At 71.6% G+C, this 23,579-nt stretch carries 17 protein-coding genes and 1 tRNA gene; 6 read left to right on the top strand and 12 right to left on the bottom strand.

Annotation, left to right across the window (positions count from 1 at the left end):
- Positions 1-43 precede the first annotated feature (43 nt).
- Positions 44-3,055, top strand: coding sequence for a DEAD/DEAH box helicase (locus ACFYV5_RS03220; protein WP_389163688.1), 3,012 nt, complete (start codon positions 44-46; stop codon positions 3,053-3,055).
- Between the two features lie 43 nt (positions 3,056-3,098).
- On the opposite strand, the gene ACFYV5_RS03215 is transcribed toward ACFYV5_RS03220, so the two are convergent.
- Positions 3,099-3,186, bottom strand: a tRNA-Leu gene (locus ACFYV5_RS03215).
- Positions 3,187-3,459: 273 nt separating this feature from the next.
- Here ACFYV5_RS03215 and ACFYV5_RS03210 point away from each other — a divergent pair.
- A complete protein-coding gene (locus tag ACFYV5_RS03210) occupies positions 3,460-4,728 on the top strand; it encodes a DUF2254 domain-containing protein (RefSeq protein WP_389165041.1) in 1,269 nt (422 codons plus the stop codon).
- Between the two features lie 50 nt (positions 4,729-4,778).
- Here ACFYV5_RS03210 and ACFYV5_RS03205 read toward each other — a convergent pair whose 3' ends face one another.
- The 3 genes from ACFYV5_RS03205 to ACFYV5_RS03195 are packed head-to-tail and all read right to left on the bottom strand — an operon-like array spanning position 4,779 to position 8,532.
- Positions 4,779-6,362, bottom strand: a complete 1,584-nt coding sequence (locus tag ACFYV5_RS03205) for an aldehyde dehydrogenase family protein (protein ID WP_389163685.1) — start codon at positions 6,360-6,362, stop codon at positions 4,779-4,781.
- Between the two features lie 55 nt (positions 6,363-6,417).
- On the bottom strand, positions 6,418-7,320 hold the full coding sequence (sucD, locus tag ACFYV5_RS03200; RefSeq protein ID WP_389163682.1) for a succinate--CoA ligase subunit alpha: 903 nt from the start codon (positions 7,318-7,320) through the stop codon (positions 6,418-6,420).
- Positions 7,321-7,335: 15 nt separating this feature from the next.
- The gene (locus ACFYV5_RS03195) at positions 7,336-8,532 is read right to left on the bottom strand and encodes a succinate--CoA ligase subunit beta (RefSeq protein WP_389163679.1); all 1,197 of its coding nucleotides are present in this window, start codon (positions 8,530-8,532) and stop codon (positions 7,336-7,338) included.
- 145 nt (positions 8,533-8,677) lie between these two features.
- Between ACFYV5_RS03195 and ACFYV5_RS03190 the strand changes: the two genes are divergently transcribed.
- The 4 genes from ACFYV5_RS03190 to ACFYV5_RS03175 all read left to right on the top strand — a co-directional run bounded on the left by ACFYV5_RS03190 (position 8,678) and on the right by ACFYV5_RS03175 (position 15,317).
- Positions 8,678-10,372, top strand: coding sequence for a thiamine pyrophosphate-binding protein (locus tag ACFYV5_RS03190; protein WP_389163676.1), 1,695 nt, complete (start codon positions 8,678-8,680; stop codon positions 10,370-10,372).
- Positions 10,373-10,388: 16 nt separating this feature from the next.
- Positions 10,389-11,648, top strand: a complete 1,260-nt coding sequence (gene frc / locus ACFYV5_RS03185) for a formyl-CoA transferase (protein WP_389163674.1) — start codon at positions 10,389-10,391, stop codon at positions 11,646-11,648.
- Positions 11,648-13,819: an acetate--CoA ligase family protein gene (locus ACFYV5_RS03180; protein ID WP_389163671.1), complete on the top strand. Its 2,172-nt coding sequence runs from the start codon at positions 11,648-11,650 to the stop codon at positions 13,817-13,819. The genes frc and ACFYV5_RS03180 overlap by 1 nt, the downstream gene beginning before the upstream one ends.
- A 112-nt stretch (positions 13,820-13,931) precedes the next feature.
- Entirely contained in the window at positions 13,932-15,317 is a 1,386-nt protein-coding gene (locus tag ACFYV5_RS03175) for an OFA family MFS transporter (RefSeq protein WP_389163669.1), read from the top strand.
- A gap of 18 nt (positions 15,318-15,335) precedes the next feature.
- Here the strand turns inward: ACFYV5_RS03175 and ACFYV5_RS03170 are convergent, their stop codons facing one another.
- Genes ACFYV5_RS03170 through ACFYV5_RS03135 form a run of 8 tightly spaced genes read right to left on the bottom strand, consistent with a single transcriptional unit; the run spans position 15,336 to position 23,461 of the window.
- Positions 15,336-16,415, bottom strand: a complete 1,080-nt coding sequence (locus tag ACFYV5_RS03170) for a sugar phosphate isomerase/epimerase family protein (protein WP_389163666.1) — start codon at positions 16,413-16,415, stop codon at positions 15,336-15,338.
- A gap of 49 nt (positions 16,416-16,464) precedes the next feature.
- The gene (locus ACFYV5_RS03165; protein ID WP_389163664.1) at positions 16,465-17,862 is read right to left on the bottom strand and encodes an alkaline phosphatase family protein; all 1,398 of its coding nucleotides are present in this window, start codon (positions 17,860-17,862) and stop codon (positions 16,465-16,467) included.
- Positions 17,859-19,028 carry a metabolite traffic protein EboE gene (gene eboE, locus ACFYV5_RS03160; RefSeq protein ID WP_389163662.1) on the bottom strand — a complete coding sequence of 390 codons (1,170 nt, stop codon included), beginning with the start codon at positions 19,026-19,028 and terminating at the stop codon, positions 17,859-17,861. The genes ACFYV5_RS03165 and eboE overlap by 4 nt, the downstream gene beginning before the upstream one ends.
- A 12-nt stretch (positions 19,029-19,040) precedes the next feature.
- A complete protein-coding gene (locus tag ACFYV5_RS03155; RefSeq protein WP_355115987.1) occupies positions 19,041-19,889 on the bottom strand; it encodes a TatD family hydrolase in 849 nt (282 codons plus the stop codon).
- Entirely contained in the window at positions 19,889-20,446 is a 558-nt protein-coding gene (locus ACFYV5_RS03150; protein ID WP_389163658.1) for an EboA domain-containing protein, read from the bottom strand. The genes ACFYV5_RS03155 and ACFYV5_RS03150 overlap by 1 nt, the downstream gene beginning before the upstream one ends.
- A complete protein-coding gene (locus ACFYV5_RS03145) occupies positions 20,440-21,330 on the bottom strand; it encodes a sugar phosphate isomerase/epimerase family protein (RefSeq protein WP_389163655.1) in 891 nt (296 codons plus the stop codon). The genes ACFYV5_RS03150 and ACFYV5_RS03145 overlap by 7 nt, the downstream gene beginning before the upstream one ends.
- Positions 21,327-22,385 carry an SCO3242 family prenyltransferase gene (locus tag ACFYV5_RS03140; RefSeq protein WP_389163652.1) on the bottom strand — a complete coding sequence of 353 codons (1,059 nt, stop codon included), beginning with the start codon at positions 22,383-22,385 and terminating at the stop codon, positions 21,327-21,329. The genes ACFYV5_RS03145 and ACFYV5_RS03140 overlap by 4 nt, the downstream gene beginning before the upstream one ends.
- A complete protein-coding gene (locus ACFYV5_RS03135; protein ID WP_389165038.1) occupies positions 22,382-23,461 on the bottom strand; it encodes an inositol-3-phosphate synthase in 1,080 nt (359 codons plus the stop codon). Before ACFYV5_RS03135 ends, ACFYV5_RS03140 begins: the two co-directional genes overlap by 4 nt.
- Positions 23,462-23,579 lie beyond the last annotated feature (118 nt).

Genomic DNA, 23,579 nt, shown 5'->3' with positions numbered 1-23,579 from the left:
GGATCAAGCGGTGCCAGAGTCGCCCCATGGACGGGAAAAGATCATGGATGCGACGGTCGCCGAGATCCTGCTGCAGCGCTGGGGGGTGGCGCTGACCGGGGCGATCGTCCCGCGCTTCGCCGAACCGGGCTGGAGTTACGAGGACGAGGTTCCGCGCGCCTGCCCCACCTGCGCCACCCCTCTGCACGCGTTGCGCAGACCGTACGAATCCGGGGGCCGCGTCTACCGCTATGTGGCCCTCGTCTGCCCCGGCTGTCCGGCCGCCTTCACCCTCGCCGACCTGGGGCTGAAGACCTACGAGCAGCTCACCGCCCCGACCGGCCGCGCGTCCGGGGCAGCGGCGCGCGTCCCCCGTCCGGCCCGCCCCGCACCCTCCCGTGACGAGCGGGGCACGCGCGCCACCGCGACAGCCGTTCCCACGGCCCGGCCGCCCCGCCCCGCCTGGCCGGCCCGGTCGCCCCGCCCCGCCTGGCCCGAAGACCTGCCCGCCCCGGGCGAGCCCGAACGGCGTGCCCTGCTGTGGTGCAAAGTGACGGACCCGGCCTGGCGACCCGCCGCGGACGCGGTCGCCGCCGCCGATGACGTCCGGGTGATCCTCCCGGAGGGCCCTGCCTTCGCTCCCCTGCGCGCCCATCTCACCGAGCTGGGGCTCCCCTTTCGTACGGCCACGTACTGGGTGGAGTCCGAACAGGTGGGAACCGTGGGCGACGTGGGTGGCCGCACCGACCTGGTGGCGCATCCCACCCGTACCACAGGAGCGACCGCGGCGCCCGTCGCCGGACCCGGCGCCCATGCGGCGCGCGACTCCTTCGCGGCGCAGTGGGACGCGTTGGAGGAGCTCCCGGAGGGCACGCACGAAGCCGTGTTCGTGCCCGTCACGGATCTCGTCCCCCCGGACTGGGCCGCGTTACTGCCGCACCCCACCTTCAATCCGGCCCAGTCGGCGGCGGTCCCGGAGGTACTCCGCGACGACACCCACCTGCTCGTCGTGGCCCCGACAGGGGCGGGCAAGACGCCCATCGGCATGATGGCCGCCCTCAAGGCACACGCCGCCGGCCGGAAGGCGGCGTGGCTGGTGCCGCAGCGCTCTCTCACGGACGAACTCGACCGCGAGCTGGCGCTCTGGCGCGACCACGGTCTCCATGTCGTGCGGCTCACCGGCGAGTTCGCCGTCGACGCCGAGCTGATCCGCACGGCCGATGTCTGGGTCGCCACCACCGAGAAGTTCGAGTCCATCTGTCGTGCCGGCTCGCTGCGTGACGCGCTCGCGGAGGTCGGCTGCCTCGTCGTCGACGAGATCCACCTGCTCGGCGATCCGAGCCGCGGCGCGGTACTGGAGGCCCTGCTCACCCGGGTACGGGAGGACACCGCCGGCGTCCGGATCGTCGGGCTCTCGGCCACCGCGGCCAATGCCGACGAGGTCGCCGACTGGCTCGGCGCCCGTCTCGTCCGTACCTCGTGGCGCCCCACCCGGCTCACCTGGCAGCTCCCCGTGCTGCCCACGGCGGACGCCCCGGACTGGAACGCGCGCGCGGCGGTGCGCACGAACGCCACGGTGGGACTGGCCCGATCGGTCCGCGAGGACGGGGGCAGCGTGCTCGTCTTCTGCGGAAGCAAGCGACGGGTACGGGCGACAGCGCTGGCTCTGGCGGCCGACCGGGGCCTCCCGACAGCCGGAGTGGACGCCGACGACGCGGAGGCCGTCGAGCGGGTCTGCACCAAGGCGGGCGTACGGCTCCACTACCGCGACTGGCCGTTCAAGCGCGAGGCGGAGCAAGCGTTCCGAAGCCGTGAGGCCGACGTACTGGTGGCGACGTCGACCGTCGCGGCCGGCGTGAACCTGCCTGCTCGGGCCGTGATCGTCAACGACACGACGATCGGTCTCGACCGCATCGAGGTCTCGATGGTGCAGCAGATGTTCGGCCGGGCGGGCCGTGTCGGCGCGGGCGAACGGGAGGGCTGGGCCTTCCTCCTGACCGACGAGACGGACCGGTCCGAGTGGCAGGCCCGGCTGGCGGCCGGGTACACCGTGAGGTCCCGTCTGGACGACCGGCTGCCCGACCATCTCCTCGCGGAGGCGGTGCAGGGTCGGCTGACCTCGCTGACCGACGCGGAGGAGTGGTGGGGCCGCTCCTTCGCCATGCACCAGGGACACGACTCGGTCGACCCGGTCCACGAGGCCGGCGGCTTCCTGCTCGCCTCGGGACACCTCCAGGACAGAGGCGACGGACGCTGGGAGCCGACCGCGCTGGGGAAGCTGACGAGCCGTTTCATGGTCGACACGGACCCCGCCCGAGCCCTGTCGGAGGCTCTGGGTCGAGCCCCCGTCCCAGGCTCCCCGGAAGACGCCGAGGACCTGCTGGCGGCGTTGCTCAGCACGCAGCTGCCCGTACTCGAACAGGCACCCTTCACCGACCGCGCGCGCCGGGCGCTCCTACAGGTGCTGCGGGGTGGCGGTCGGGCCGACGCCGACGCCCGGGACGAGCCGGCCGACGAGGAGGCGAAGCCTGTCGCCGGGGATCTGGCCCGGGCTGTGCTCCTTCTGATCGCCCACAGCCCGCATCTCTTCCGCGGCCGCTCGGGCTACGTCCTCGGCATCCCCGTGGAGAGCATGACCAACGTCCTCGAGGAGGCCCGCCGCTACCTCGCGTGGCTCGGCGCGCAGGGCCCGCTCGGCACGGTCAGCCCCTGGATCGGTGTCGTCGCGTCCGACCTCGCCCAGCGCATCCGCTGGCGCGCCCTCGGCCCGACGCGGGGCGCGGGCCGTCTGTTGTGGATGTGTGAGCGCATGGCCACCGCCCCTCTCGCCCCACACCTGGTCCCCCGCCTGTGGCGAGCCGCCCGGGACCGCGGTATCGCCTCCCCCGACTGGCCGGGCACCACGCCACCCCGCGACTGCGCGCTTCCGCCCGACCAGTACCGCGCGCTGCTGGCCGAGCGCGCGACGCATACGACACCGGACCCGGAAGCGGAGGGCTGCGGCGCTGTGGTGTTCACCCGCGGGGACCGGAAGGCCTCGGGTTGGCTGGCCGCGTACAACGAGATCCGGTCCTGAAAAAAGAAAGTGCTGGTTGAGATCATCTCAACCAGCACTTTCATGGTGTCCGAGGGGGGACTTGAACCCCCACGCCCGATAAAGGGCACTAGCACCTCAAGCTAGCGCGTCTGCCATTCCGCCACCCGGACCAGGTGTTGTGTCGTTCTGGGGTGTTCCCCGCGGCGACATGGATAACTCTACCAGGGGTTCGAGGTGCCTTTCACCCACGTTTCCCGTGGTCAGTGGGGTGCGGCGGCCTCGACGGCCTTGATCGAGTCCGGGCGCCCGACGCGACGTACAGAGTGTCGCCGTGCGGCTACGAGGAGTGGAGAGCGGTGCCGCCTAGCCTGCGCTGGGTGAGCTACCTCTCCAAGAACCGCAGGCTCTCCGAGTACGGCGGGTCGACGTACCGCAGGCCCCGGATGCTGTCGCCGCTGCGGGAGCATCTGCGGGACACCTTCTGGTTCGCCCCGGTCGCGTCGATGGTGGTGGTGTTCGCGCTGTGGACGGGCGCGGCGACGCTGGACGAGACGATCGTCGGATGGCTCCGCGACGAGGAGGCGTACGAGGAGATCTCCGACCTGATCGGGATCGCCGACGACGCCAAGACGATCGTGACGACGATCTCCTCGGCGATGATGACCTTCATCGGTGTCGTGTTCTCCATCTCGCTGGTCGCCGTGCAGATGGCGAGCGGCCAGTTCAGTCCGCGGGTGGTGCGGATCTTCATCCGGAGCAGGATCACCAAGGCGACGTTCTCCGTCTTCCTGTCGACCTTTCTGCTGTCCCTGCTCGTGCTGACCTCGTACGAGAGCGAGGCGGATGCCCGGACCGTGACGAACGTGCCGCTGGTGCAGTCGGTGCTGACGTTGCTGATGGTGGGGCTGAGCCTGCTGCTCTTCGTGGCGTACGTGAATACGACGCTGCGGCTGATGCGCGTGGGGCACGTGGTGGAGCGGATCACGACCGAGTCGCTGTCCGTGCTGGCGAAGCAGCCGGGGCACGAGGCAGCGGTGGCGGAGTTCGGGGAGCCCACGGCGTTCCTGGTGCACCGGGGGCGCGCCGGGGTGCTGCGGGACGTGAACGTGGCGTGGCTGGTGCGGGGCGCCCGCCGGCACGGGGTCGTGCTGCGGCTCCTGCCCCGGATCGGGGACTTCGTGGTGCCGGGGACCCGCATCCTTGCCGTCCACGGCGGGCAGGTGCCGCGGCGGCTGGCCTCGGCGATCTCCGTCGGGGTCGAGCGGACCTTCCACCAGGATCTCGGCTTCGGGATGCGGCAGCTCTCCGACATCGCCCTGCGGGCGCTCTCCCCGGCGGTCAACGATCCGACGACCGCCGTGCAGTGCCTGGACCGGATCGTCCAGCTCCTCGCGGCGCTCGCGAACCGGCCGCTGGGCGCCGTGCATCACCGGGACCGCGCGGGCGCGGTCCGGCTGGTGCAGCTGGGACCCGGGTGGACCGATCTGGTGGATCTGGGGTTCACCGAGGTCCGGGGCTGCGTGGCGGACAGCCCGCAGGTGTCACGGCGGATGCTGGCCGGGCTCGACGATCTGCTCCAGCTGGCCCCGGAGGAACGCAGGGAGCCACTGCTGCGGCACCGCGCGCTGCTGGTGCAGCGGGTCGAGCGCGCGGTGCCGGAGGCGGCCGACCGGGCCTTCGCCCTGGAGCCGGACCGGCAGGGGATCGGCTGAGCGGCGGGGGATTCGAGGCGTCTGGGCATCGGATGGACGGGGGGCCCCTGTCAGGGCATCAGGTGGTGGTCGGGGAAGTTGCCGGGGAGCCGCTCCCCCTCGGGGCCCTCGGTGACGGCCTTGACCAGCAGGTCTCCACCGACGAAGGCTCCGCGCCAGGAGGCGCCGAAGCCACCGAAGAGCTCCTCGCGGTCGCCTCGGGAGCGCGGCTTTCCGTGCCCGGTCTTGAAGGCGCGGATCTGCGGGGCGAGTCGGTCGTACGTCTCCGGGTCGTCGGTGGAGAGCGTGGCGACGAGGGCTCCGTTGGAGGCGTTCATCGCGGCGAGGAGTTCCGCCTCGGTGTCGACCAGGACGATCGTGTCGACCGGGCCGAAGGGTTCGGCGTGGTGGAGAGGTGAGGACGGGGGCGGGTTCAGGAGCGTGACCGGCGCGAGGTACGCGGAGGTGTCCTGGCCCGGCAGGAAGCGGCCGTCCGCGAGGGAACCGTGGTGGAGCGGGATCGCCCCGCGGTCGACGGCCTCGGCGACCTGGTCGCCGAGCTCCTTGGCCTTGGCGGCGTTGACGAGCGGACCGAAGTCGAGGTCGGGGAGGTCGCCCTCCGGGTGCTCGACGGCGAGCGGGTGGCCGAAGCGGATGCCGCGGACGGGTGGCAGGTAGGCGGCGAGGAAGTCGGCGAAGAGGGTGCGCTGGACGACGAACCGGGGGTAGGCGGTGCAGCGCTGCTTTCCGTAGTCGAAGAGCTTGGGGATCACGGAACTGAGCGCGGGCCAGTCGGTGTGGTTCCAGATGCCCCAGGTGTTGAGGCCCTCCTGCTCCAGGATGTGGCGTTTCCCCAGGTCGGCGACCGCGGTGGCGATCCGGGCCCCGGTGTCGCGGCCCCCGACGAAGGAGACGCAGCCGATCTCGGGGGCGCGGACGAGGGCTTCGGAGAGTTCGCCGCCGCTGCCGCTGACCAGGGTGAGCGGGATGCCCTCGCGGGTGGCGAGCGCGGTGGCGAGGGTGAGGCAGGCGAGTCCGCCGTCGGTCGGGGTCTTGGCGATGACGGCGTTTCCGGCCAGCGCCTGGACGAGCATGGCGTGGACGAGGACGGACATCGGGTAGTTCCAGCTGGCGATGTTGGAGACCGGACCGGGCAGCGGGGTGCGGCCGGCCAGCATGGGGTCGATGCCGTCGACGTACCAGCGCACGCCGTCGATCGCGCGGTCGACATCGGCCTGGGCGAGCCGCCAGGGCTTGCCGATCTCCCAGACGAGGAGGAGGGCGAGCAGTTCCCGGTGGGCTGTGAGCGCGTCGAGGGCGGCGGAGACCCGGGCCCGGCGTTCGGGCAGCGGGATGTGCCGCCAGGCGCGGTGCTGGTCGAGCGAGGCGCGTACGGCCTGGTGCGCGGTGGTGGTGTCGAGGCGCGGCGGGCCGGCGATGGGGCGGCCGTCCACGGGGCTGGTGGCGGGGAGTGCCCGGCCGTCCGGCTGCCAGGTGCCGGCCCAGAGGTTGCGGACGCTCTCGTCGTGGAACGCCTCGGGGGCGGTGGTCAGGCAGCGCTGCCAGGCGTCGGTCCAGGCGGTGCCGGGCTTGAGGATGAGGGCTGGGGTGGGGGCCGATGTGGGGGTAGCGGTGGGGGCTGGGGTGGGGGCCATGAAGGGTTCTCCGCATCTCGGTGCGCAGTCGGGGCGGGTGGCTGGGACGGCCGCGTCAGGGGCGGGTATGGCCGCCCGGGGCGGCGAGTCGGGCGCGGACGAGTCCGGCGGTTTCGGTGGGCGTCGAGCCGACCCGTACCCCCGCCGCTTCCAGGGCCTTCTTCTTTCCCTCGGCCGTACCGGACGATCCGGAGACGATGGCGCCGGCGTGGCCCATGGTCCTGCCCTCGGGGGCGGTGAATCCGGCGATGTAGGCGATGACGGGTTTGGTGACGTGTGCCGCGATGTGCTCGGCCGCGCGTTCCTCGGCGTCGCCTCCGATCTCGCCGATCATCACGATCAGATCGGTGTCGGGGTCGGCCTCGAAGGCGGTGAGGCAGTCGATGTGGGTGGTGCCGACGACGGGGTCGCCGCCGATGCCGACGGCCGAGGAGAAGCCGTACTCCCTGAGCTCGTACATGAGTTGGTAGGTGAGCGTGCCCGACTTGGAGACGAGGCCGATGCGGCCGGGCTCGGGGGCGATGTCGGCGGGGATGATGCCCGCGTTGGACTGGCCGGGGCTGATGAGGCCGGGGCAGTTGGGGCCGATGATGCGGGTGCCGTGGGCGCGGGCGTGCGCCTGGAACGCCACGGTGTCGTGGACGGGGATGCCTTCGGTGATGACGACGGCGAGGGCGATGCCCGCGTCGACGGCTTCGAGGACGGCCGCCTTCGCGAAGGGCGGCGGGACGAAGACGACGGTGACATCGGCGCCGGTGGCGTCCATCCCTTCGCGGACGGAGCCGAAGACGGGGATCGCGCGTCCCGCGAGGTCGAGGGTGCTGCCGGCCTTGCGCGGGTTGACTCCGCCGACGACGTCCGTGCCCGCCGCGAGCATACGGCGGGTGTGCTTCCTGCCCTCGGCGCCGGTCATGCCCTGGACGAGGACCTTGCTCTCCTTGGTCAGAAAGACGGCCATGGGGTTCACATCCCTTCAGCGGGTGGCGAGCTGGGCTGCGCGGGCGGCGGCGCCGTCCATGGTGGTGACCTGTTCGACCAGGGGGTGGGCGCGGGCGTCGAGGATGGCGCGGCCGCGCGCCGCGTTGTTGCCGTCGAGGCGCACGACGAGTGGTTTGGTGAGGTGGACGGTTTCGAGGGCCTGGACGATGCCTTCGGCGACGGCGTCGCAGGCGGTGATGCCACCGAAGACGTTGACGAGCACGGCGCTCACGTCCGGGTCGGAGAGGATCACGTCGAGGCCGTCGGCCATGACCTGGGCGGAGGCTCCGCCGCCGATGTCGAGGAAGTTGGCGGGGCGGGCGCCGCGGCCGGCGACGACGTCGAGGGTGGACATGACGAGTCCGGCGCCGTTGCCGATGATGCCGACCTCACCGTCGAGTTTGACGTAGTTGAGTCCTCGGGCCCTGGCCGCGGCCTCCAGCGACTCGGATGGCGGCGGGCCGGCCACGGCTGCCGGCGTGTCGGGTGCTGAGGTGTCAGGTGCTGGGGCGGCGGGCGCCGGGGCGTCGGGTGCTTCGCCCCAACGGGCCTGGCGGAAAGCGGCGTTGTCGTCGAGGGTGACCTTGCCGTCGAGGGCGAGGATCGTGCCGCCGGCCGTACGGACGAGAGGGTTGACCTCGACGAGGAGGGCATCCTCGCGGACGAGGACCTGCCAGAGGCGGCACAGGACGTCGGCGGCCTCCGGGGGCAGTCCGGCCGCGGCCGCGATCTCGGCGGCCTTGTCCTCGGTGACGCCTTCGGCCGGGTCGACGGGAATGCGGGCGACGGCCTCCGGGCGGGTGGCGGCGACCCCCTCGATGTCCATGCCGCCTTCGGCCGAGGCGATGGCGAGGAAGGCGCCGGCCGCCCGGTCGAGGACGTAGCTCACATAGAACTCGTCCTGGATGTCGACGGGTTGGGCGATCATCACCCGGTGCACGGTGTGGCCCTTGATGTCCATGCCGAGGATCTGACGTGCCGTGATCTCGGCGGCGGCCGGGTCGGCGGCGAGCTTGACCCCGCCCGACTTGCCCCGGCCGCCGGTCTTCACCTGCGCCTTGACCACGACACGCCCGCCGAGGAGTTCGGCGGCTCGTCGGGCCTCTCGGGGGTGATCGGCCACGGTCGCGTCGGGGACCGCGATGCCGTGGCTCTTGAAGAGTTCCCTTGCCTGGTACTCGTACAGGTCCATCTCGGCTCCCTGTCTCGAAAGTGCCGCACACCCTCTGGACACCATCCGGGCGATGCGGGATAACAAGCTTCATACAGTATTCGTCGACTGTATGCAATCGACCGCGACAGCACCTCAAGCCCCTACGAAGGGACAGGACTTCGCCATGCCCGACGACAGCCAGCAGCCCCAGCAGGAACGCATCTCCGGTGGACACCTCGTCGCCAAGGCCCTCAAGGCGGAGGGCGTCGACGTCATCTACACGCTCTGCGGCGGCCACATCATCGACATCTACGACGGCTGTGTCGACGAGGGCATCGAAGTCGTCGACGTACGCCACGAGCAGGTGGCCGCGCACGCAGCGGACGGCTACGCCCGGATCACCGGCAAGCCTGGCTGCGCGGTGGTCACCGCGGGGCCCGGGACCACCGACGCCGTCACCGGTGTCGCCAACGCCTTCCGCGCCGAATCGCCCATGCTCCTGATCGGCGGCCAAGGCGCCCACACGCAGCACAAGATGGGCTCGCTGCAGGACCTGCCGCACGTCGACATGATGACGCCCATCACCAAGTTCGCCGCGACGGTGCCGGACACGGCACGGGCGGCGGACATGGTCTCCATGGCGTTCCGCGAGTGCTACCACGGCGCGCCGGGGCCCTCCTTCCTGGAGATCCCGCGCGACGTCCTGGACGCCACCGTCCCGGTGGAGAAGGCTCGGGTGCCCAAGGCCGGGCAGTACCGGGCGTCCACCCGCAGCGCCGGCGATCCCGAGGCGGTCGAGAGGCTCGCCGATCTGCTCGTGCACGCCGAGAAGCCCGCGATCCTGCTGGGCAGCCAGGTCTGGACGACGCGGGCCACGGACGCCGCCGTCGAACTCGTACGGACGCTCAACCTCCCCGCGTACATGAACGGGGCGGGACGCGGCACCCTGCCGCCCGGCGATCCGCACCACTTCCAGCTCTCCCGGCGTTACGCCTTCTCCAACGCCGACGTCATCGTCATCGTCGGCACCCCCTTCGACTTCCGGATGGGCTACGGCAAGCGGCTCTCCCCGGACGCCACCGTCGTCCAGATCGACCTGGACTACCGGACCGTCGGCAAGAACCGGGACATCGACCTCGGGATCGTCGGCGACGCGGGGCTGATCCTGAAGTCGGTGACCGAGGCGGCGAGCGGCCGGCTCAACGGCGGTGCCACCCAGCGCAAGGGGTGGCTGGAGGAGCTGCGCACCGCCGAGCAGACCGCGCTGGAGAAGCGGCTGCCGCAGCTGCGCTCGGACGCCTCGCCGATCCACCCGTACCGTCTGGTCAGCGAGATCAACGACTTCCTGACCGAGGACTCCATCTACATCGGCGACGGCGGGGACATCGTCACCTTCTCCGGTCAGGTCGTGCAGCCCAAGTCACCCGGGCACTGGATGGACCCGGGGCCGCTGGGCACGCTGGGCGTCGGCATCCCCTTCGTCCTGGCCGCCAAGCAGGCGCGCCCGGACAAGGAGGTGGTGGCGCTCTTCGGCGACGGCGCGTTCTCCCTCACCGGCTGGGACTTCGAGACGCTCGTCCGTTACAACCTCCCCTTCGTCGGCATCGTCGGCAACAACTCCTCGATGAACCAGATCCGTTACGGCCAGGCCCAGAAGTACGGCCTGGAGCGCGAGCGGGTCGGCAACACCCTCGGCGACGTCCACTACGACAAGTTCGCGCAGATGCTGGGCGGTTACGGCGAGGAGGTGCGGGACCCCGCCGACATCGGCCCGGCGCTGCGCCGCGCCCGCGAGTCCGGGCTGCCGTCCCTGATCAACGTCTGGGTCGACCCCGACGCGTACGCCCCCGGAACCATGAACCAGACCATGTACAAGTGAGAGGTCGGTCTCCGTCATGACCAAGGCACAGGGCACCACGGTGCAGGGCACCAAGGCTCTTGAGGGCATCCGCGTCCTCGACATGACGCACGTGCAGTCCGGTCCGTCCGCCACTCAGCTGCTCGCCTGGCTCGGCGCCGACGTGGTGAAGCTGGAGGCTCCGTCCGGTGACATCACCCGCAAGCAGTTGCGGGACATCCCGGACGTCGACTCGCTCTACTTCACGATGCTCAACTGCAACAAGCGGAGCATCACCCTCAACACGAAGACCGGGCGCGGCAAGGAGCTCCTCACCGAGCTGATCCGGCGCAGTGACGTCATGGTCGAGAACTTCGGCCCGGGAGCCGTCGACCGGATGGGCTTCACCTGGGAACGCATCCAGGAGATCAATCCACGAATCGTCTATGCCTCCATCAAGGGTTTCGGGGACGGCCCGTACACCGACTTCAAGGCGTACGAGGTCGTCGCTCAGGCCATGGGCGGCTCGATGGCCACCACCGGGTTCGAGGACGGACCGCCGCTGGCGACGGGCGCCCAGATCGGTGACTCCGGCACCGGCGTCCATGCCGTGGCCGGGATTCTGGCGGCCCTCTTCCAGCGCGAGAACACCGGGCGGGGGCAGCGGGTGAACGTCGCGATGCAGCACGCGGTGCTGAATCTGTGCCGGGTGAAGCTGCGGGACCAGCAGAGGTTGTCCCACGGACCGCTCTCCGAGTATCCCAACGAAGATTTCGGCGAGGAAGTCCCCCGTTCGGGTAATGCTTCCGGTGGTGGCCAGCCGGGGTGGGCGGTGCGGTGTGCGCCCGGCGGTCCGAACGACTACGTGTACGTCATCGTCCAACCGGTCGGCTGGGCCCCGATCTCGGAGCTCATCGGCCGGCCCGAGCTCGCCGCGGACCCGGAGTGGGCGACGCCGGAGGCCCGGCTGCCCAAGCTCTCCAAGATGTTCCAGCTGATCGAGGAGTGGTCCTCGACCCTGCCCAAGTGGGAGGTGCTGGAGTTGCTGAACGCCCGCGGCATTCCGTGCGGTCCGATCCTTTCCACCAAGGAGATCATCGAGGACGCCTCGCTGGTCGCCAACGAGATGGTGGTAGAGGTCGCCCACCCCGAGCGCGGCAGCTTCACCACGGTCGGCTCCCCGCTGAAGCTCTCCGACTCCCCGGTGGACGTGGTCACGTCACCGCTGCTCGGCGAGCACAACGAAGAGGTGTACATCGGCGAGCTCGGCCTCGGCGACGAGGAGCTGCGGCTGCTGAAGACGAGTGGGGTGATCTAGTGACGGCGCACAGCTTCGACCGGCAGGCCGTACGGGACCTGCTGGACGCCGTACGGGCGGAGGGGCGCACCGCGCTCACCGCACCCGAGGGCAGGGTGCTCGCCGACGCGTACGGGATCGCCGTTCCGGGCGAGGCGCTCGCCCGGGACGTCGACGAGGCGGTGGCGCAGGCCGACCGGCTCGGCGGCAAGGTCGTCCTGAAGATCGTCTCCCCCGACATCCTGCACAAGACCGACGTGGGTGGTGTGGTCGTCGGCGTGGAGGGCGCGCCCCAGGTCCGCGAGGCGTTCTGCCGGATCGTCGAGAACGCCCGGGCCTACGCCCCGGAGGCCCGCATCGACGGGGTCCAGGTACAGCAGTTGCTGCCGCCGGGCCAGGAGGTCATCGTCGGGGCGGTGACCGATCCGGCCTTCGGGAAGGTCGTCGCCTTCGGGCTCGGCGGGGTGCTGGTGGAGGTGCTGAAGGACATCACCTTCCGGCTCGCCCCGGTGACCGCCGACGAGGCCGTGTCGATGCTCGACTCCATCCGGGCGGCGGAGATCCTGCGCGGGGTGCGCGGGGCGCCGGCCGTGGACCGGTGGGCGCTCGCCGAGCAGATCCGGCGCGTCTCCCACCTGGTCACCGACTTCCCGGAGATCGCCGAGGTCGACCTGAATCCGGTGATCGCCACACCGGAAGGCGCGACGGCCGCCGACATCCGCGTGATCCTGGCGTCGGAACCGCCCACGCCACGGCGGACATACACCCGTGAGGAGATCCTGCGCTCCATGCGGCGGCTGATGCAGCCGACCGCCGTGGCGGTGATCGGGGCCTCCAACGAACCGGGGAAGATCGGCAATTCGGTGATGCGCAACCTCATCGACGGCGGTTTCCCCGGCGAGATCCATCCGGTGAACCCCCGGGCCGATGACATCCTGGGCCGCAAGGCGTACAAGAGTGTCACGGACGTTCCCGGTGAGGTGGATGTGGCGGTCTTCGCGATCCCCGCTCCGTTCGTGGCGTCGGCTCTGGAGGAGGTGGGGCGCAAGGGCATCCCCAACGCGGTGCTCATTCCGTCCGGCTTCGCCGAGACCGGTGAGCACGCCCTCCAGGACGAGATCGTCGCGGTGGCCGAGCGGTACGGCATCCGGCTCCTGGGCCCGAACATCTACGGGTACTACTCGACCTGGCAGGACCTGTGCGCCACGTTCTGCACACCGTACGACGTCAAGGGCGGCGTGGCGCTGACCTCGCAGTCGGGCGGCATCGGGATGGCGATCCTGGGCTTCGCCCGCACCACGCGGACGGGTGTGTCGGCGATCGTCGGACTCGGCAACAAGTCGGACATCGACGAGGACGACCTGCTCACCTGGTTCGGTGAGGATCCCCGTACCGAGTGCATCGCCATGCACCTGGAGGACCTCAAGGACGGGCGGGCCTTCGTCGAGGCGGCCCGGCGGACCGTTCCGAAGAAGCCGGTGGTCGTCCTCAAGGCGGGGCGGACCAGCGCCGGGGCGAGGGCGGCGGGCTCGCACACGGGCGCGCTCGCGGGCGACGACGCGGTGTACGACGACATCCTGCGCCAGGCGGGGGTGATCAGGGCCCCGGGGCTGAGCGACATGCTGGAGTACGCGCGGGCCCTGCCCGTTCTGCCGGCGCCGCGGGGGGACAACGTCGTCGTGATCACCGGCGCGGGCGGGTCAGGAGTGCTGCTGTCGGACGCGATCGTCGACAACGGGCTGCGGCTGATGGAGATCCCGGACGATCTGGACGCCGCCTTCAAGGCGTTCATCCCGCCCTTCGGGGCGTCCGGCAACCCCATCGACATCACGGGCGGCGAGCCGCCGTCGACGTACGAGGCCACCATCAGGCTGGGCCTGGAGGATCCGCGGATCCACGCGCTCGTCCTCGGCTACTGGCACACCATCGTCACTCCCCCGATGGTCTTCGCCGAGCTCACCGCGCGCGTGGTGGCGGAGTTCCGGGAGCGCGGCATCGAGAAGCCGGTGGTGGCCTCGCTCGCGGGCGACGTCGAGGTGGAGGAGGCCTGCCGGTACCTGTTCGAGCGGGGTGTCGTGGCGTATCCGTACACGACCGAGCTTCCCGTGGCGGTGCTCGGTGCGAAGTACCGGTGGGCCCGGGCGGCGGGGCTGCTGGACGAGGGCGGCGTCGGGGGGCGGTCGATGAGCTGAGCGACAGCTCGAACCACGGGGCTCGCGGCGGCCGCTCGCCGCGGGCCCCGGTGCGAAGGGAACGGACAGGGGGCGCTGGCCAGACTTCTTCCACGCGAGGGGTTCGATCTCCATGACGACAACCGACATCACCACCTCCCTCCCTTACAGGGAGGTGACGGACGCCAACGGTCGCACGTACCGGGTCGGCGAGACCGACGTCGACCTGATGGGCCGCACACGCAAGTGGATGGTCATCCTGCCCTGGGTGGGCATGATGGGCATCAGCTCGGCGGAGTACGCGTTCGCCTCCGCCGAGGAGACCCTGCACACCGCGCACAGCTGGAGCAGCGGGCACATCTTCTGGATGCTCGGGGTCTGGGTGTTCTTCCAGGCCGCGGTGGCCTTCCCGGCCGGCAAGCTGCGCGAGAGCGGGAAGCTGCCGGCCCGCTGGGCGATGATGCTGGGTGCCGTCGGCACTCTGCTCGGCTATGTCTCGCTCGCCTACGCGCCCCATGTGGTCGTCGCGTACATCGGGTTCGGCATGTTCAGCGGCATGGGCGCGGGCATGGTCTACGCGACCTGCGTCAACATGGTCGGCAAGTGGTATCCGGAGCGGAAGGGCGGGAAGACGGGCTTCGTCAACGGCGGCTTCGCGTACGGATCCGTGCCGTTCGTCTTCATCTTCACCGGCTACATGGACCTGACCAACTTCCGCTGGGTGCTGGTGGCCGTCGGTGTCTTCCTGGCGGCGACGGTGGCGGTGGCCGGGTACTTCTTCCAGGACCCGCCGAAGAATTGGTGGCCGGCCCATGTCGATCCGCTGCGGAAGCCGGACGACCCGCGGGCGCGCAGGGCGCTGGAGAAGAACCCGCCGGCGGTGAAGCAGTACACGCCGATCGAGGCCTGGCGGACGGGGCGGGTCGGGCTGATGTGGTTCTGCCTGCTGTGCACCTCGGGCGTCAACATCTTCGGTATCGCCTTCCAGGTGCCGTTCGGCGACGAGGCGGGCTTCGCGGGCGGGATCGTGGCGACGGCGATGTCGTTGAAGGCGATCGTGAACGGCACGGGGCGCGGCGTGATCGGCTGGCTCTCCGACCGCTACGGCCGCAAGCAGTGCCTGATCTTCGTCTGCATCGTCCTCGGACTCGCGCAGTACGGAATCCTGTGGTCCGGCACGATCCACAATCTGCCGCTGTTCCTGGTGTTCTCCAGCATCTCGGGCTTCGGTGGCGGCGCGATCTTCCCCATGTTCGCGGCGATGACGGCCGACTACTTCGGGGAGAACAACAACGCCTCCAACTACGGCCTGGTCTACAGCTCCAAGCTGGTGTCGGGGCTGCTCGGCTCGGGCATGGGCGCGGTCGTGGTCTCGGCCTGGGACTACTCGGGCGCGTTCCTTCTGGCCGGTTCGATCTCGCTGCTCGCCGGGTTCATGGCGCTGTTCCTGCATCCGCCGGGGAGGCCACGGGCCCGCCGGGTGGCGGCGAACCCGCGGCCGATCAGCCGGGACGTGTGAGCGCGGTGTCCGGTCCGGTCAGCAGTCCTTCTCGCGCAGGGAGTGGAGGTGCGCGCTGGACTTGCGGGCGAAGTCGAACGATGCGACCGGGTTGTCGCGCTCGGCCTGCCAGTGGTGGGAGCGGTATCCGTGGTGGGTGCGGTTCACCGCCGAGATGAAGCGCTGGTAGTCGATGTCTCCGTCCCCGACGTCCGCCATGCGGTAGCCGTCGCGGACGGAGTCGTCGCGTTCGCCGTCCTTGACGTGGAAGAGCGGGAAGCGGTGGGGCTGGGCGAGGACGTAGTCCAGCGGGTCGAAGGGGGCGGGGGTGCCGTCGGCGCGGCGGGAGAAGCGGAACTGGGCGACATAGGCCCAGTAGATGTCCATTTCGAGGTGGACCAGCTCCGGGTCGGTCTCGGCGAGCAGGACGTCGTAGAGGCGGACGTCCGGGCGGTCGGTGGCGAAGGAGAACTCCTCGGCGTGGTTGTGCTGGTAGAACTTCATGCCGCGCTTCTTCGCCTCGGCGCCGTAGTGGTTGAACTCCTCGGCGCAGCGCTTCCAGCCGTCGACGGTGGCGCCGTAGCGCCAGGGTCCGGAGGCGGTGCCGATGTGCGGGAGGCCGAGGGCCTGTGCGTCGTCGAGGACGCGGTCGAGGTTCTGGGCGAAGGTGTACGCGGTGGGGTCGGAGGAGTAGTAGCCGACGTGGCTGCCGATGCCGCGCAGGCCGTGGTCGCGGGTGAGTTTCTTCAGTTCGGCGAGGGTGATGGGACCGGCCGCGCCCTGGCCGTAGCCGGCGAACTCGACCTCGTCGTAGCCGTACTTCTTCAGCTCGGCGAAGACGGTGGCGAAGCCGAGCGTGGCCACTTTGTCGCGCAGGGAGTAGAGCTGGATGCCGAGGCGGCCGGGAGGCAGGACGGGGCGGCCGAGGCCCTGACCCCGGTCGGCGGCTGCGGCGTCGGTTCCGGTTCCGGCTTCCGCTGCTGCCGCGGTGGGGGCGGTCGCGCCGAGGAGGGCCGCGGCGGTGGCGCCGGCGGCGACGCCGAGCATGTTCCGTCTGCTGAGCTTGTGGGCGAGCTCGGGGTCGGTCGGGGTGTTGTGGATACGGCGGGTGCGGCTCATCTGTGGATAACTCCTGGTTGTCGGTCGGGTCTGCTTCACTGGAGTTCGGTCAGTGAAGACCGGCCAGTTGGAGCAAGAGGGACTTCACATCGGTGGCCGCGACGCGGCCGCTTACAGCGCGGGGGGTGGAGCACAGAATGAGCGGACTTTCGTCGTCGCTCGTGGGGAGGCGGCCATGGCTGCCGCGAATAGGTGAGGGGTCGAGAGGGACCACCGCCAGCCGGTAGCGCATACCGAGTTTCTTGCGGGCGATCGCCTTCGCCGCCTTGATCCGTACGTACGGGTCTTGCGGGTCCATGAACAGCTCGGCGGGGTCGTAGCCGGGCTTGCGATGGATCTCGACGAGCTGGGCGAAGTCGGGCGCGTTCGCGTCGTCGAGCCAGTAGTAGTACGTGAACCAGGCGTCGGGTTCGGCGAGGGCGACGAGTTCCCCGGAGCGGGGGTGGTCGAGGCCGTGTTCCTTCTTGCCCTCGTCGTCGAGGAGTCGCTCGATGCCGGGCAGTCCGCGGAGGGTCTCGCGGACGAGGTCCAGGTCTTCGGGGCGTCGGACGTAGACGTGGGCGAGTTGGTGGTCGGCGACCGCGAAGGCGCGGGAGGTCATCGGGTCCAGGTACTCCATGCCGTCCTGGGTGTGGACCTCCAGCAGGCCCGCCCGGCGCAGGGCACGGTTGATGTCGACGGGTCGGTTCACGCGGGTGACGCCGTACTCGGAGAGGGCGACGACCGTCCGCCCTTCGGCGCGAGCGTCGTCGAGGAGGGGGGCGAGGGCGGTGTCGAGTTCGGCCGCGGCCCGGAAGGCCCGTGGGTCGTCGGGGCCGTAGCGCTGGAGGTCGTAGTCGAGGTGCGGGACGTAGCAGAGGGCGAGGTCGGGGCGGCGGGTGCGCAGGATGTGGCGGGTGGCGTCGATGATCCACCGGCTGGAGACCAGGTCCGCGCCCGGGCCCCAGAAGTGGAAGAGGGGGAAGGTGCCGAGTTTTTCGGTGAGTTCGTCGTGGAGGGCCGCGGGCCGGGTGTAGCAGTCGGGTTCCTTGCGGCCGTCGGCGTAGTAGACGGGACGGGGAGTGATGGTGATGTCGGTGTCCGCGCCCATGGCGTACCACCAGCAGATGTTGGCGACGGTGTAGCCGGGGTGGGCGCGGCGGGCGGCGTCCCAGAGTTTGTCGCCGGACACGAGTCCGTTGTGCTGGCGCCAGAGGAGGACATCGCCGAGTTCGCGGAAGTACCAGCCGTTGGCGACGATGCCGTGCTCGGAGGGGAGAGCGCCGGTGAGGAAGGTGGACTGGGCGGTGCAGGTGACGGCCGGCAGGACGGTGGAGAGGGTCGCTTGCGAGCCGGCCAGGCCGAGGGCCCGGAGGTGGGGCATGTGCTCCAGGAGGCGGGGGGTGAGACCGACGACGTCGAGGACCAGAAGGGGGGTGGGTGCGGTGTCGCTCCGGGGGCTGGTCATGGGAGTTCCTTGAGGCCGAGGTCGGTCAGGAGGTCGCGGGCCAGGGTGAGTTCGGCGGCGATGCCGTCGGCGAGACGGGCGCGGGTGCGGGGGCGTCGGTCGGCCGGGAGCGCCTGCCAGGTGTAGGTCTCTACCTCCAGGTGGTGGGTGCGGGGGTGCGGGCCGCCGACGAGGAGGCCGAGGGCGTCCTGGAGCACGGAGAGGGTGGAGGTGAGCGGAGGGGCGGGCGGCGCGTGCAGGGGGACGTGGAAGTGGGCGCGCCAGGGGGCGCCGTCGGGGAGCGAACGGCCCGCGAGGGCCTCGGGAAGGTCGTCGGTGCCGCGTAGTCCCGCAGCGGTCCGTGTGCGGGTCTGGTGGAGGAAGCGGGGTTCGGCGAACTCGGCCAGCGCGGCACGGACCTCGGGAAGGTGGGGGTGCTCGGCGTGCAGGGCGGCCGAGAGCTGGGCCTTGACGACGGGGATGCCGGCGGAGGCGAGGGCGTCCAGGGCGGTGTGCGGATCTTCGAAGGAGGTGGCGAGATGACAGGTGTCGACGCATACGCCGATGCGGGGGCTTGAGAGGGCGGTGAGCGGGGCGATCGCGTCGGCGGTGGTCTCGACGGTGCAGCCGGGTTCCGGCTCCAGCCCGATGCGCACGGACTTGCCGGTGAGTTCCTCCAGGGCGTCGAGGCGTCGGGCGAGGGTGGTCAGGGCGGCGCGGGCGGTGTCCGCCGCGCGGGAGTCGAAGGGGGTGCGCCAGGCGATCGGCAGGGTGGAGACGGAGCCGTCGGTGATGTCGTCGGGGAGGAGGGCGGCGAGGAGCCGGGCCAGGTCGGTGGTGTGGGAGAGACGCTCGGGGCGGGTCCAGTCCGGCTGGTAGACGCGGTACTTGACCTCTTCGGCGCCGAACCCCTCGTACGGGAACCCGTTGAGGGTGACGACTTCGAGGCCACGGCGGTCGATCTCGGCGCGCAGTGCGCGCAGGGAGGCCGGGTCGGTGATCAGGGAGTGGGCGGCGTCCCGTGCGAGCCAGAGGCCGATGCCGAGCCGGTCGCGGCCGAGGCGCCGGCGGACGGGTTCGCAGTGGTCGCGGAGCTGGGCGAGGACTCCTTCAAGGGTCTCGGCGGGGTGGACGTTGGTGCAGTAGGCGAGGTGGACGGTGGAGCCGTCGGGGTGGCGGAAGCGCATCGGCGGCCTGCCTCATTCCCCGCCGCGGAGGATGGAGTTGCCCCGGTGGGACGGGGGTGGTGAAGGGAGGTCGAGTCGGAGGCGGCCGCTGAGGCCGTAGAAGGCGACAGGGTTGCGCCACAGCACCTGGTCAACCTCGTCGGCGGAGAATCCGGCGGCGAGCATGGCGTCGCCGACCTTGCGGGTCTTGAGCGGATCGCTCTTGCCCCAGTCGGCGGCCGAGTTCACCAGTACACGCTCTGTGCCGTGGTCCTTGAGCACGGCGACCATGCGGTCCTCGTCCATCTTGGTGTCGGGGTAGATGGAGAAGCCGAGCCACGCTCCGCTGTCGGCGGCCTCCTTGACGGTGGTCTCGTTGAGATGGTCGAGCAGGACCCGGTCGGGGGCGAGCGCCGATTCGCGTACGACGTCGAGGGTGCGGCGCAAGCCGGCGAGCTTGTCGCGGTGCGGGGTGTGGACGAGGGCGGGCAGGCCGTGGTCGGCGGCGAGCTGGAGCTGGGCGGCGAGGGCGGTGTCCTCGGCCGGGGTCATGGAGTCGTAGCCGATCTCGCCGACGGCGACGACGTTGTCCTTGACGAGGTAGCGGGGCAGGGCGTCGAGAACGGGGGTGCAGCGTGGGTCGTTCGCCTCCTTGGGGTTGAGGGCGAGGGTGCAGTGGTGGGCGATGCCGTACTGGGCGGCTCGGAAGGGTTCCCAGCCGAGGAGGGAGTCGAAGTAGTCGAAGAAGGAGGCGGGTGAGGTGCGGGGCTGGCCCAGCCAGAAGGAGGGCTCGACCAGGGCGCGGACCCCGGCGTCGTACATCGCCCGGTAGTCGTCGGTGGTGCGCGAGGACATGTGGATGTGAGGGTCGAAGATGCGCATCAGGAGTCCTCCGTGGGGGTGGCGGCGAGGGCGAGGACACGGTGGAGGTCGGCGGGGACGGGGCGGCCTGCAGTGGTGCGCTCGGCGGCGTAGTCGGTGAGCATCCGGGCGAGTTCACCGTCGCCCCGGGCGCGGTGGGACAGGCCGGCGACGACGTCGAGGGGGACGCCGCTGAAGAGGCACTTGAGGACGGCGTGGCGCCAGGTGTGCGGGGCGAGATGGGAGGCGGCGTAGGGGCCGAGGGCGGCGGAGAGCAGGGTGGTGTCGTGGGTGCGCAGTGCGTCCTCGACCAGGGGCAGGGCCTCCGGCCCTGTGACGAGTGAGGGGAGGGAGAGGAGAACGGCGCGGCGTTCGGCGGCGGAGCCGTGCTGGTAGAGGCGGGTGAGGACGGTCGTGTCGGCGCGCGCTGCCTCGAGGAGGAGCACGCGGGCGGAGTCGGCGTGCTCGGCGCCGCAGTGCCGGCCGGCGGACGCGAAGCGCAGTTCCCAGAGGGCGGTGTGGGCCGCGGCGGCGGCGAGGGCCTCGTCGAGCCAGGCGCGGGCGGAGTCGGTCAGCATGCCGGGGCCTCCCGTGGGGTGGGCTGCTCACGCAGGAACGCGAGGGAGGAGCGGGCGAGTTCGGGGCCCGCGTGGGAGTGGCGCGGCAGTTCGACGACGGTCAGGCCCGGGTATCCGGCCGCGGTGAGTTCGGCGAGCGCCGTGAGGACGGGCGGGAAGTCGATCTCCCCGTCGCCGAACGGGAGGTGCTCGTGGACACCGCGGCGCATGTCCTCGATCTGGACGTGGTGCAGCCACGGGGCGGCGGCTCGGACGCAGTCGGCCGGGGGCAGGGGCTCCAGGCACTGGCAGTGGCCGATGTCGAGGGTGAGGCCGAGAAGGCGGGGGTCCGGATCGCCGAGGAGGCCGCGCAGGGTGTGGAAGTCGTCGAGGGTGGCGAGGAGGTGACCGGGTTCGGGTTCGATCGCGAGCGGGATGCCGGCAGCGTCGGCGGCGTCGAGGACGGGGGTGAGGGATGCGACGAGGCGCTTCCAGGCGGTCGGCTCGGGGGTCGCCGCGGGGGTGATGCCGCTGAAGCAGTGGACGGCGTGGGCGCCGAGTTCGGCGGCGACCTGGACGGCACGGAGGAGGAGGCGGGTGCGGACGGCCCGGGCGTCGGGGTCCGGGTCGAGGAGGGAGGGGCCGTGCTTGCGGCGCGGGTCGAGGACATAGCGGGCGCCGGTCTCGACGGTGACCCCGAGGCCGAGCGATCCGAGGCGCCGGGCCAGCCGGACGGTTCGGGCGGGGAGGTCGGGAGCGAGAGGGTCGAGGTGCATGTGGTCGAGGGTGAGTCCGACGCCGTCGTAGCCGAGGTCGGCGAGAAGGGCGAGCGCGTCGTCGAGGCGGAGGTCGGTGAGGCCGTTGGTGCCGTAACCGAGGCGGAGGGCGGCGGGTCGGGAGGTCATGTGGGGCTCACCTTCCGGGCGAGGGCGCGGGCGAGCGGGGCGAGGCAGAGGACCGCGAGAGCGGTGCCGGGGGCGCCGGCCCGGGCGGACAGGGTGGCCTGGAGGGGGATCACCGCACGGATGCCGGCGCCGACGGAGCGCTGGACGAGGGGAGGTGAGGGGTTGAGGGCCGCGTGGAGGTAGGGGGCGGCCGGGATGCGGGCGTAGGTGGCGGCGAGCGCCGCGGTGACGAGGGGGCCGGCTGTGGCCGCGAGGGTGTGTGCACCGGCGCGGCGGGGCGGAGCGTCCGGAGGCGAGCCGGTCGTCCTCACGCCGTCCGCCTGCGGTGCCCCGACGGGGCGGGATGCTCCGACGGCCAGGGCCAGGGTGGTGGCGAGGGCCAGCAGGGGCGCTCGTGTCGAGCCGCCCTGGGTCTCGTGGCGCGAGACGGAGGTGACCGCGTAGGTGTGCGCGCCGAGGAGCGCGGCGGAGTGAAGCGCCGTCGCGATCGGGCGGTTGCCTCGGCTCGCGCCGGGGGGCCGTGTCCCGGTGGAGTGGGCCGAGGGGGACGGAGGGGCGGGGCGGAGCGGGGCGGGTGGGCGGGGGGAGGGGGCGGCCGGGGAGGTCGTTGTCGCGACGGTGCCGAGGAGGAGATCCAGGGCGCGGGCCGCAGCCATCGTGGCGGGCCCGGCCGGGGTGTGCTTGAGGTGGAGGTCGTAGGCCCAGACGGTCGCGGCGAGCGCGGTGGCGACCGTGAGCGCCGGGCGGCCCGCGCGGGCGGCCAGGCCGAGGCCGGCGGCGGTCAGGGCGGCCGAGGCGGTCAGGGCGGCGCGAGGGGTGATGCGGCCCGAGGGGATCGGGCGGTGGGGGCGGTCGACGGCGTCCTCGGCGCGGTCGGCCCAGTCGTTGAGCGCCATGCCCGCTTCGTAGAGGCAGAGGGAGGAGCCGATCGCCAGCAGGGTGGACCGGTTCGGTCGCAGTCCCGCGGCCGCCGCGCCCGCCAGGGCGTCCCCGGGCACGGTGAACAGTGCGGAGACGCGCAGCAGCTCTGCCCAAGAAGCGAGATGCCGCGTCACCGCGCCTCCCCCAGCCGCGCCGCGAACGCGAGCAGCCGTGCGTACTGTTCGGCGAGGGCCGCGGGGGCGTCGCCCTCCGGGTCCTTGAAGTAGAAGGCCAGGTCCTCCAGGGGGCCGGTGAGGCCCTTCTCATGGGCGCGGGCCGTCAGACGGGCCAGGTCGAGCACCAGCGGGGCGGCGAGGGCCGAGTCGCAGCCCTGCCAGGTGGTCTGGAGGGTCATGCGGGAGCCGAGGAAGCCGTCGAAGGCGATGTGGTCCCAGGCCGTCTTCCACTCCCCCAGGGCCGGCACGTCGTCGATGTGGACCTCGCCTTCCGGGGCCCGGCCGAGGACGTCCGCGAGCACCCGTTCCTTGCCCGCGTTCTTCGCCGCCGCCGCTGCCGGGTCGGCGAGGGCGGCGCCGTCACCGCCGCCGAGGAGGTTGGTGCCGGACCAGGCTCGTACGGTCAGGGCGCGCTGGAGGAACATCGGGGCCAGGACGGAGCGCAGGAGTGTCTGGCCGGTCTTGCCGTCGCGGCCGGCGTGGGGCAGGCCGCTCGCCGCGACGGTGTCGGTGAGGGCGGGGTGACGCAGCCCGGTGGAGGGGGTGAAGTTGACGTAGGGGCAGCCGGCGCGCAGTGCGGCGGCCGCGTAGAGGGAGCTCGGCGGGAGCCCGGCGCCCCCCGGCGCCGGCTCCGTCGAGGCCACATTCACGACGATGACTCGTTTCAACGCCAGCCGTCGGCGGAAGTCTGTCATGTCGGTGGCGAAGGAGGTGATCATTTCCTGCTCGTCGCGGAGGTCCCCCGGCAGCGGGCCGCCGGGGCGGATCTCCGTGTCCGCGGCGTGCAGTTCGGCCGCGACGGCGGCGGCCAGGCCGTGCGGGAGGACGCCCGCGGCGGTGAGTTCCTCGGCCCGTTTGGGCAGCGGACACGCCGCCGTGTCGTGTCCGCCGAAGACGAGGGCCGACAGGGGTGGGAGCCCGGCGGCGGTGAAGGGACCGGTCTCGGTCACCATGCCGGTCGGTGGGTGCAGACCCGCCGTGGTCGCGGCGCAGCCGGCGATCGCGGTGGTGGCGACGGAGCCTCTGGCCCCGATGAGCCAGACTCCCGTACGCGTTCCGGCTCCCGCTCCCGTACGCGATCCGGCTGCCGATCCGGCTTCCGTGTGCGTTCCTGTGGTCACGACCCTGCCTCCCTGGACGGTGGTGGAGACG

The sequence above is a fragment of the Streptomyces sp. NPDC003035 genome, assembly GCF_042888285.1.
Lineage (GTDB): Bacteria > Actinomycetota > Actinomycetes > Streptomycetales > Streptomycetaceae > Streptomyces.
This window is presented reverse-complemented; position numbering and strand designations above follow the sequence as displayed.

Bases quoted from the DNA above. Each gene is read 5' to 3' on its own strand.
- ACFYV5_RS03220 (WP_389163688.1), top strand. From the start codon at position 44: ATGGATGCGACGGTCGCCGAGATCCTGCTGCAGCGCTGGGGGGTGGCG.
- ACFYV5_RS03210 (WP_389165041.1), top strand. From the start codon at position 3,460: ATGCTGTCGCCGCTGCGGGAGCATCTGCGGGACACCTTCTGGTTCGCC.
- ACFYV5_RS03205 (WP_389163685.1), bottom strand. From the start codon at position 6,362: ATGGCCCCCACCCCAGCCCCCACCGCTACCCCCACATCGGCCCCCACC.
- sucD (WP_389163682.1), bottom strand. From the start codon at position 7,320: ATGGCCGTCTTTCTGACCAAGGAGAGCAAGGTCCTCGTCCAGGGCATG.
- ACFYV5_RS03195 (WP_389163679.1), bottom strand. From the start codon at position 8,532: ATGGACCTGTACGAGTACCAGGCAAGGGAACTCTTCAAGAGCCACGGC.
- ACFYV5_RS03190 (WP_389163676.1), top strand. From the start codon at position 8,678: ATGCCCGACGACAGCCAGCAGCCCCAGCAGGAACGCATCTCCGGTGGA.
- frc (WP_389163674.1), top strand. From the start codon at position 10,389: ATGACCAAGGCACAGGGCACCACGGTGCAGGGCACCAAGGCTCTTGAG.
- ACFYV5_RS03175 (WP_389163669.1), top strand. From the start codon at position 13,932: ATGACGACAACCGACATCACCACCTCCCTCCCTTACAGGGAGGTGACG.
- ACFYV5_RS03170 (WP_389163666.1), bottom strand. From the start codon at position 16,415: ATGAGCCGCACCCGCCGTATCCACAACACCCCGACCGACCCCGAGCTC.
- ACFYV5_RS03165 (WP_389163664.1), bottom strand. From the start codon at position 17,862: ATGACCAGCCCCCGGAGCGACACCGCACCCACCCCCCTTCTGGTCCTC.
- eboE (WP_389163662.1), bottom strand. From the start codon at position 19,028: ATGCGCTTCCGCCACCCCGACGGCTCCACCGTCCACCTCGCCTACTGC.
- ACFYV5_RS03155 (WP_355115987.1), bottom strand. From the start codon at position 19,889: ATGCGCATCTTCGACCCTCACATCCACATGTCCTCGCGCACCACCGAC.
- ACFYV5_RS03150 (WP_389163658.1), bottom strand. From the start codon at position 20,446: ATGCTGACCGACTCCGCCCGCGCCTGGCTCGACGAGGCCCTCGCCGCC.
- ACFYV5_RS03145 (WP_389163655.1), bottom strand. From the start codon at position 21,330: ATGACCTCCCGACCCGCCGCCCTCCGCCTCGGTTACGGCACCAACGGC.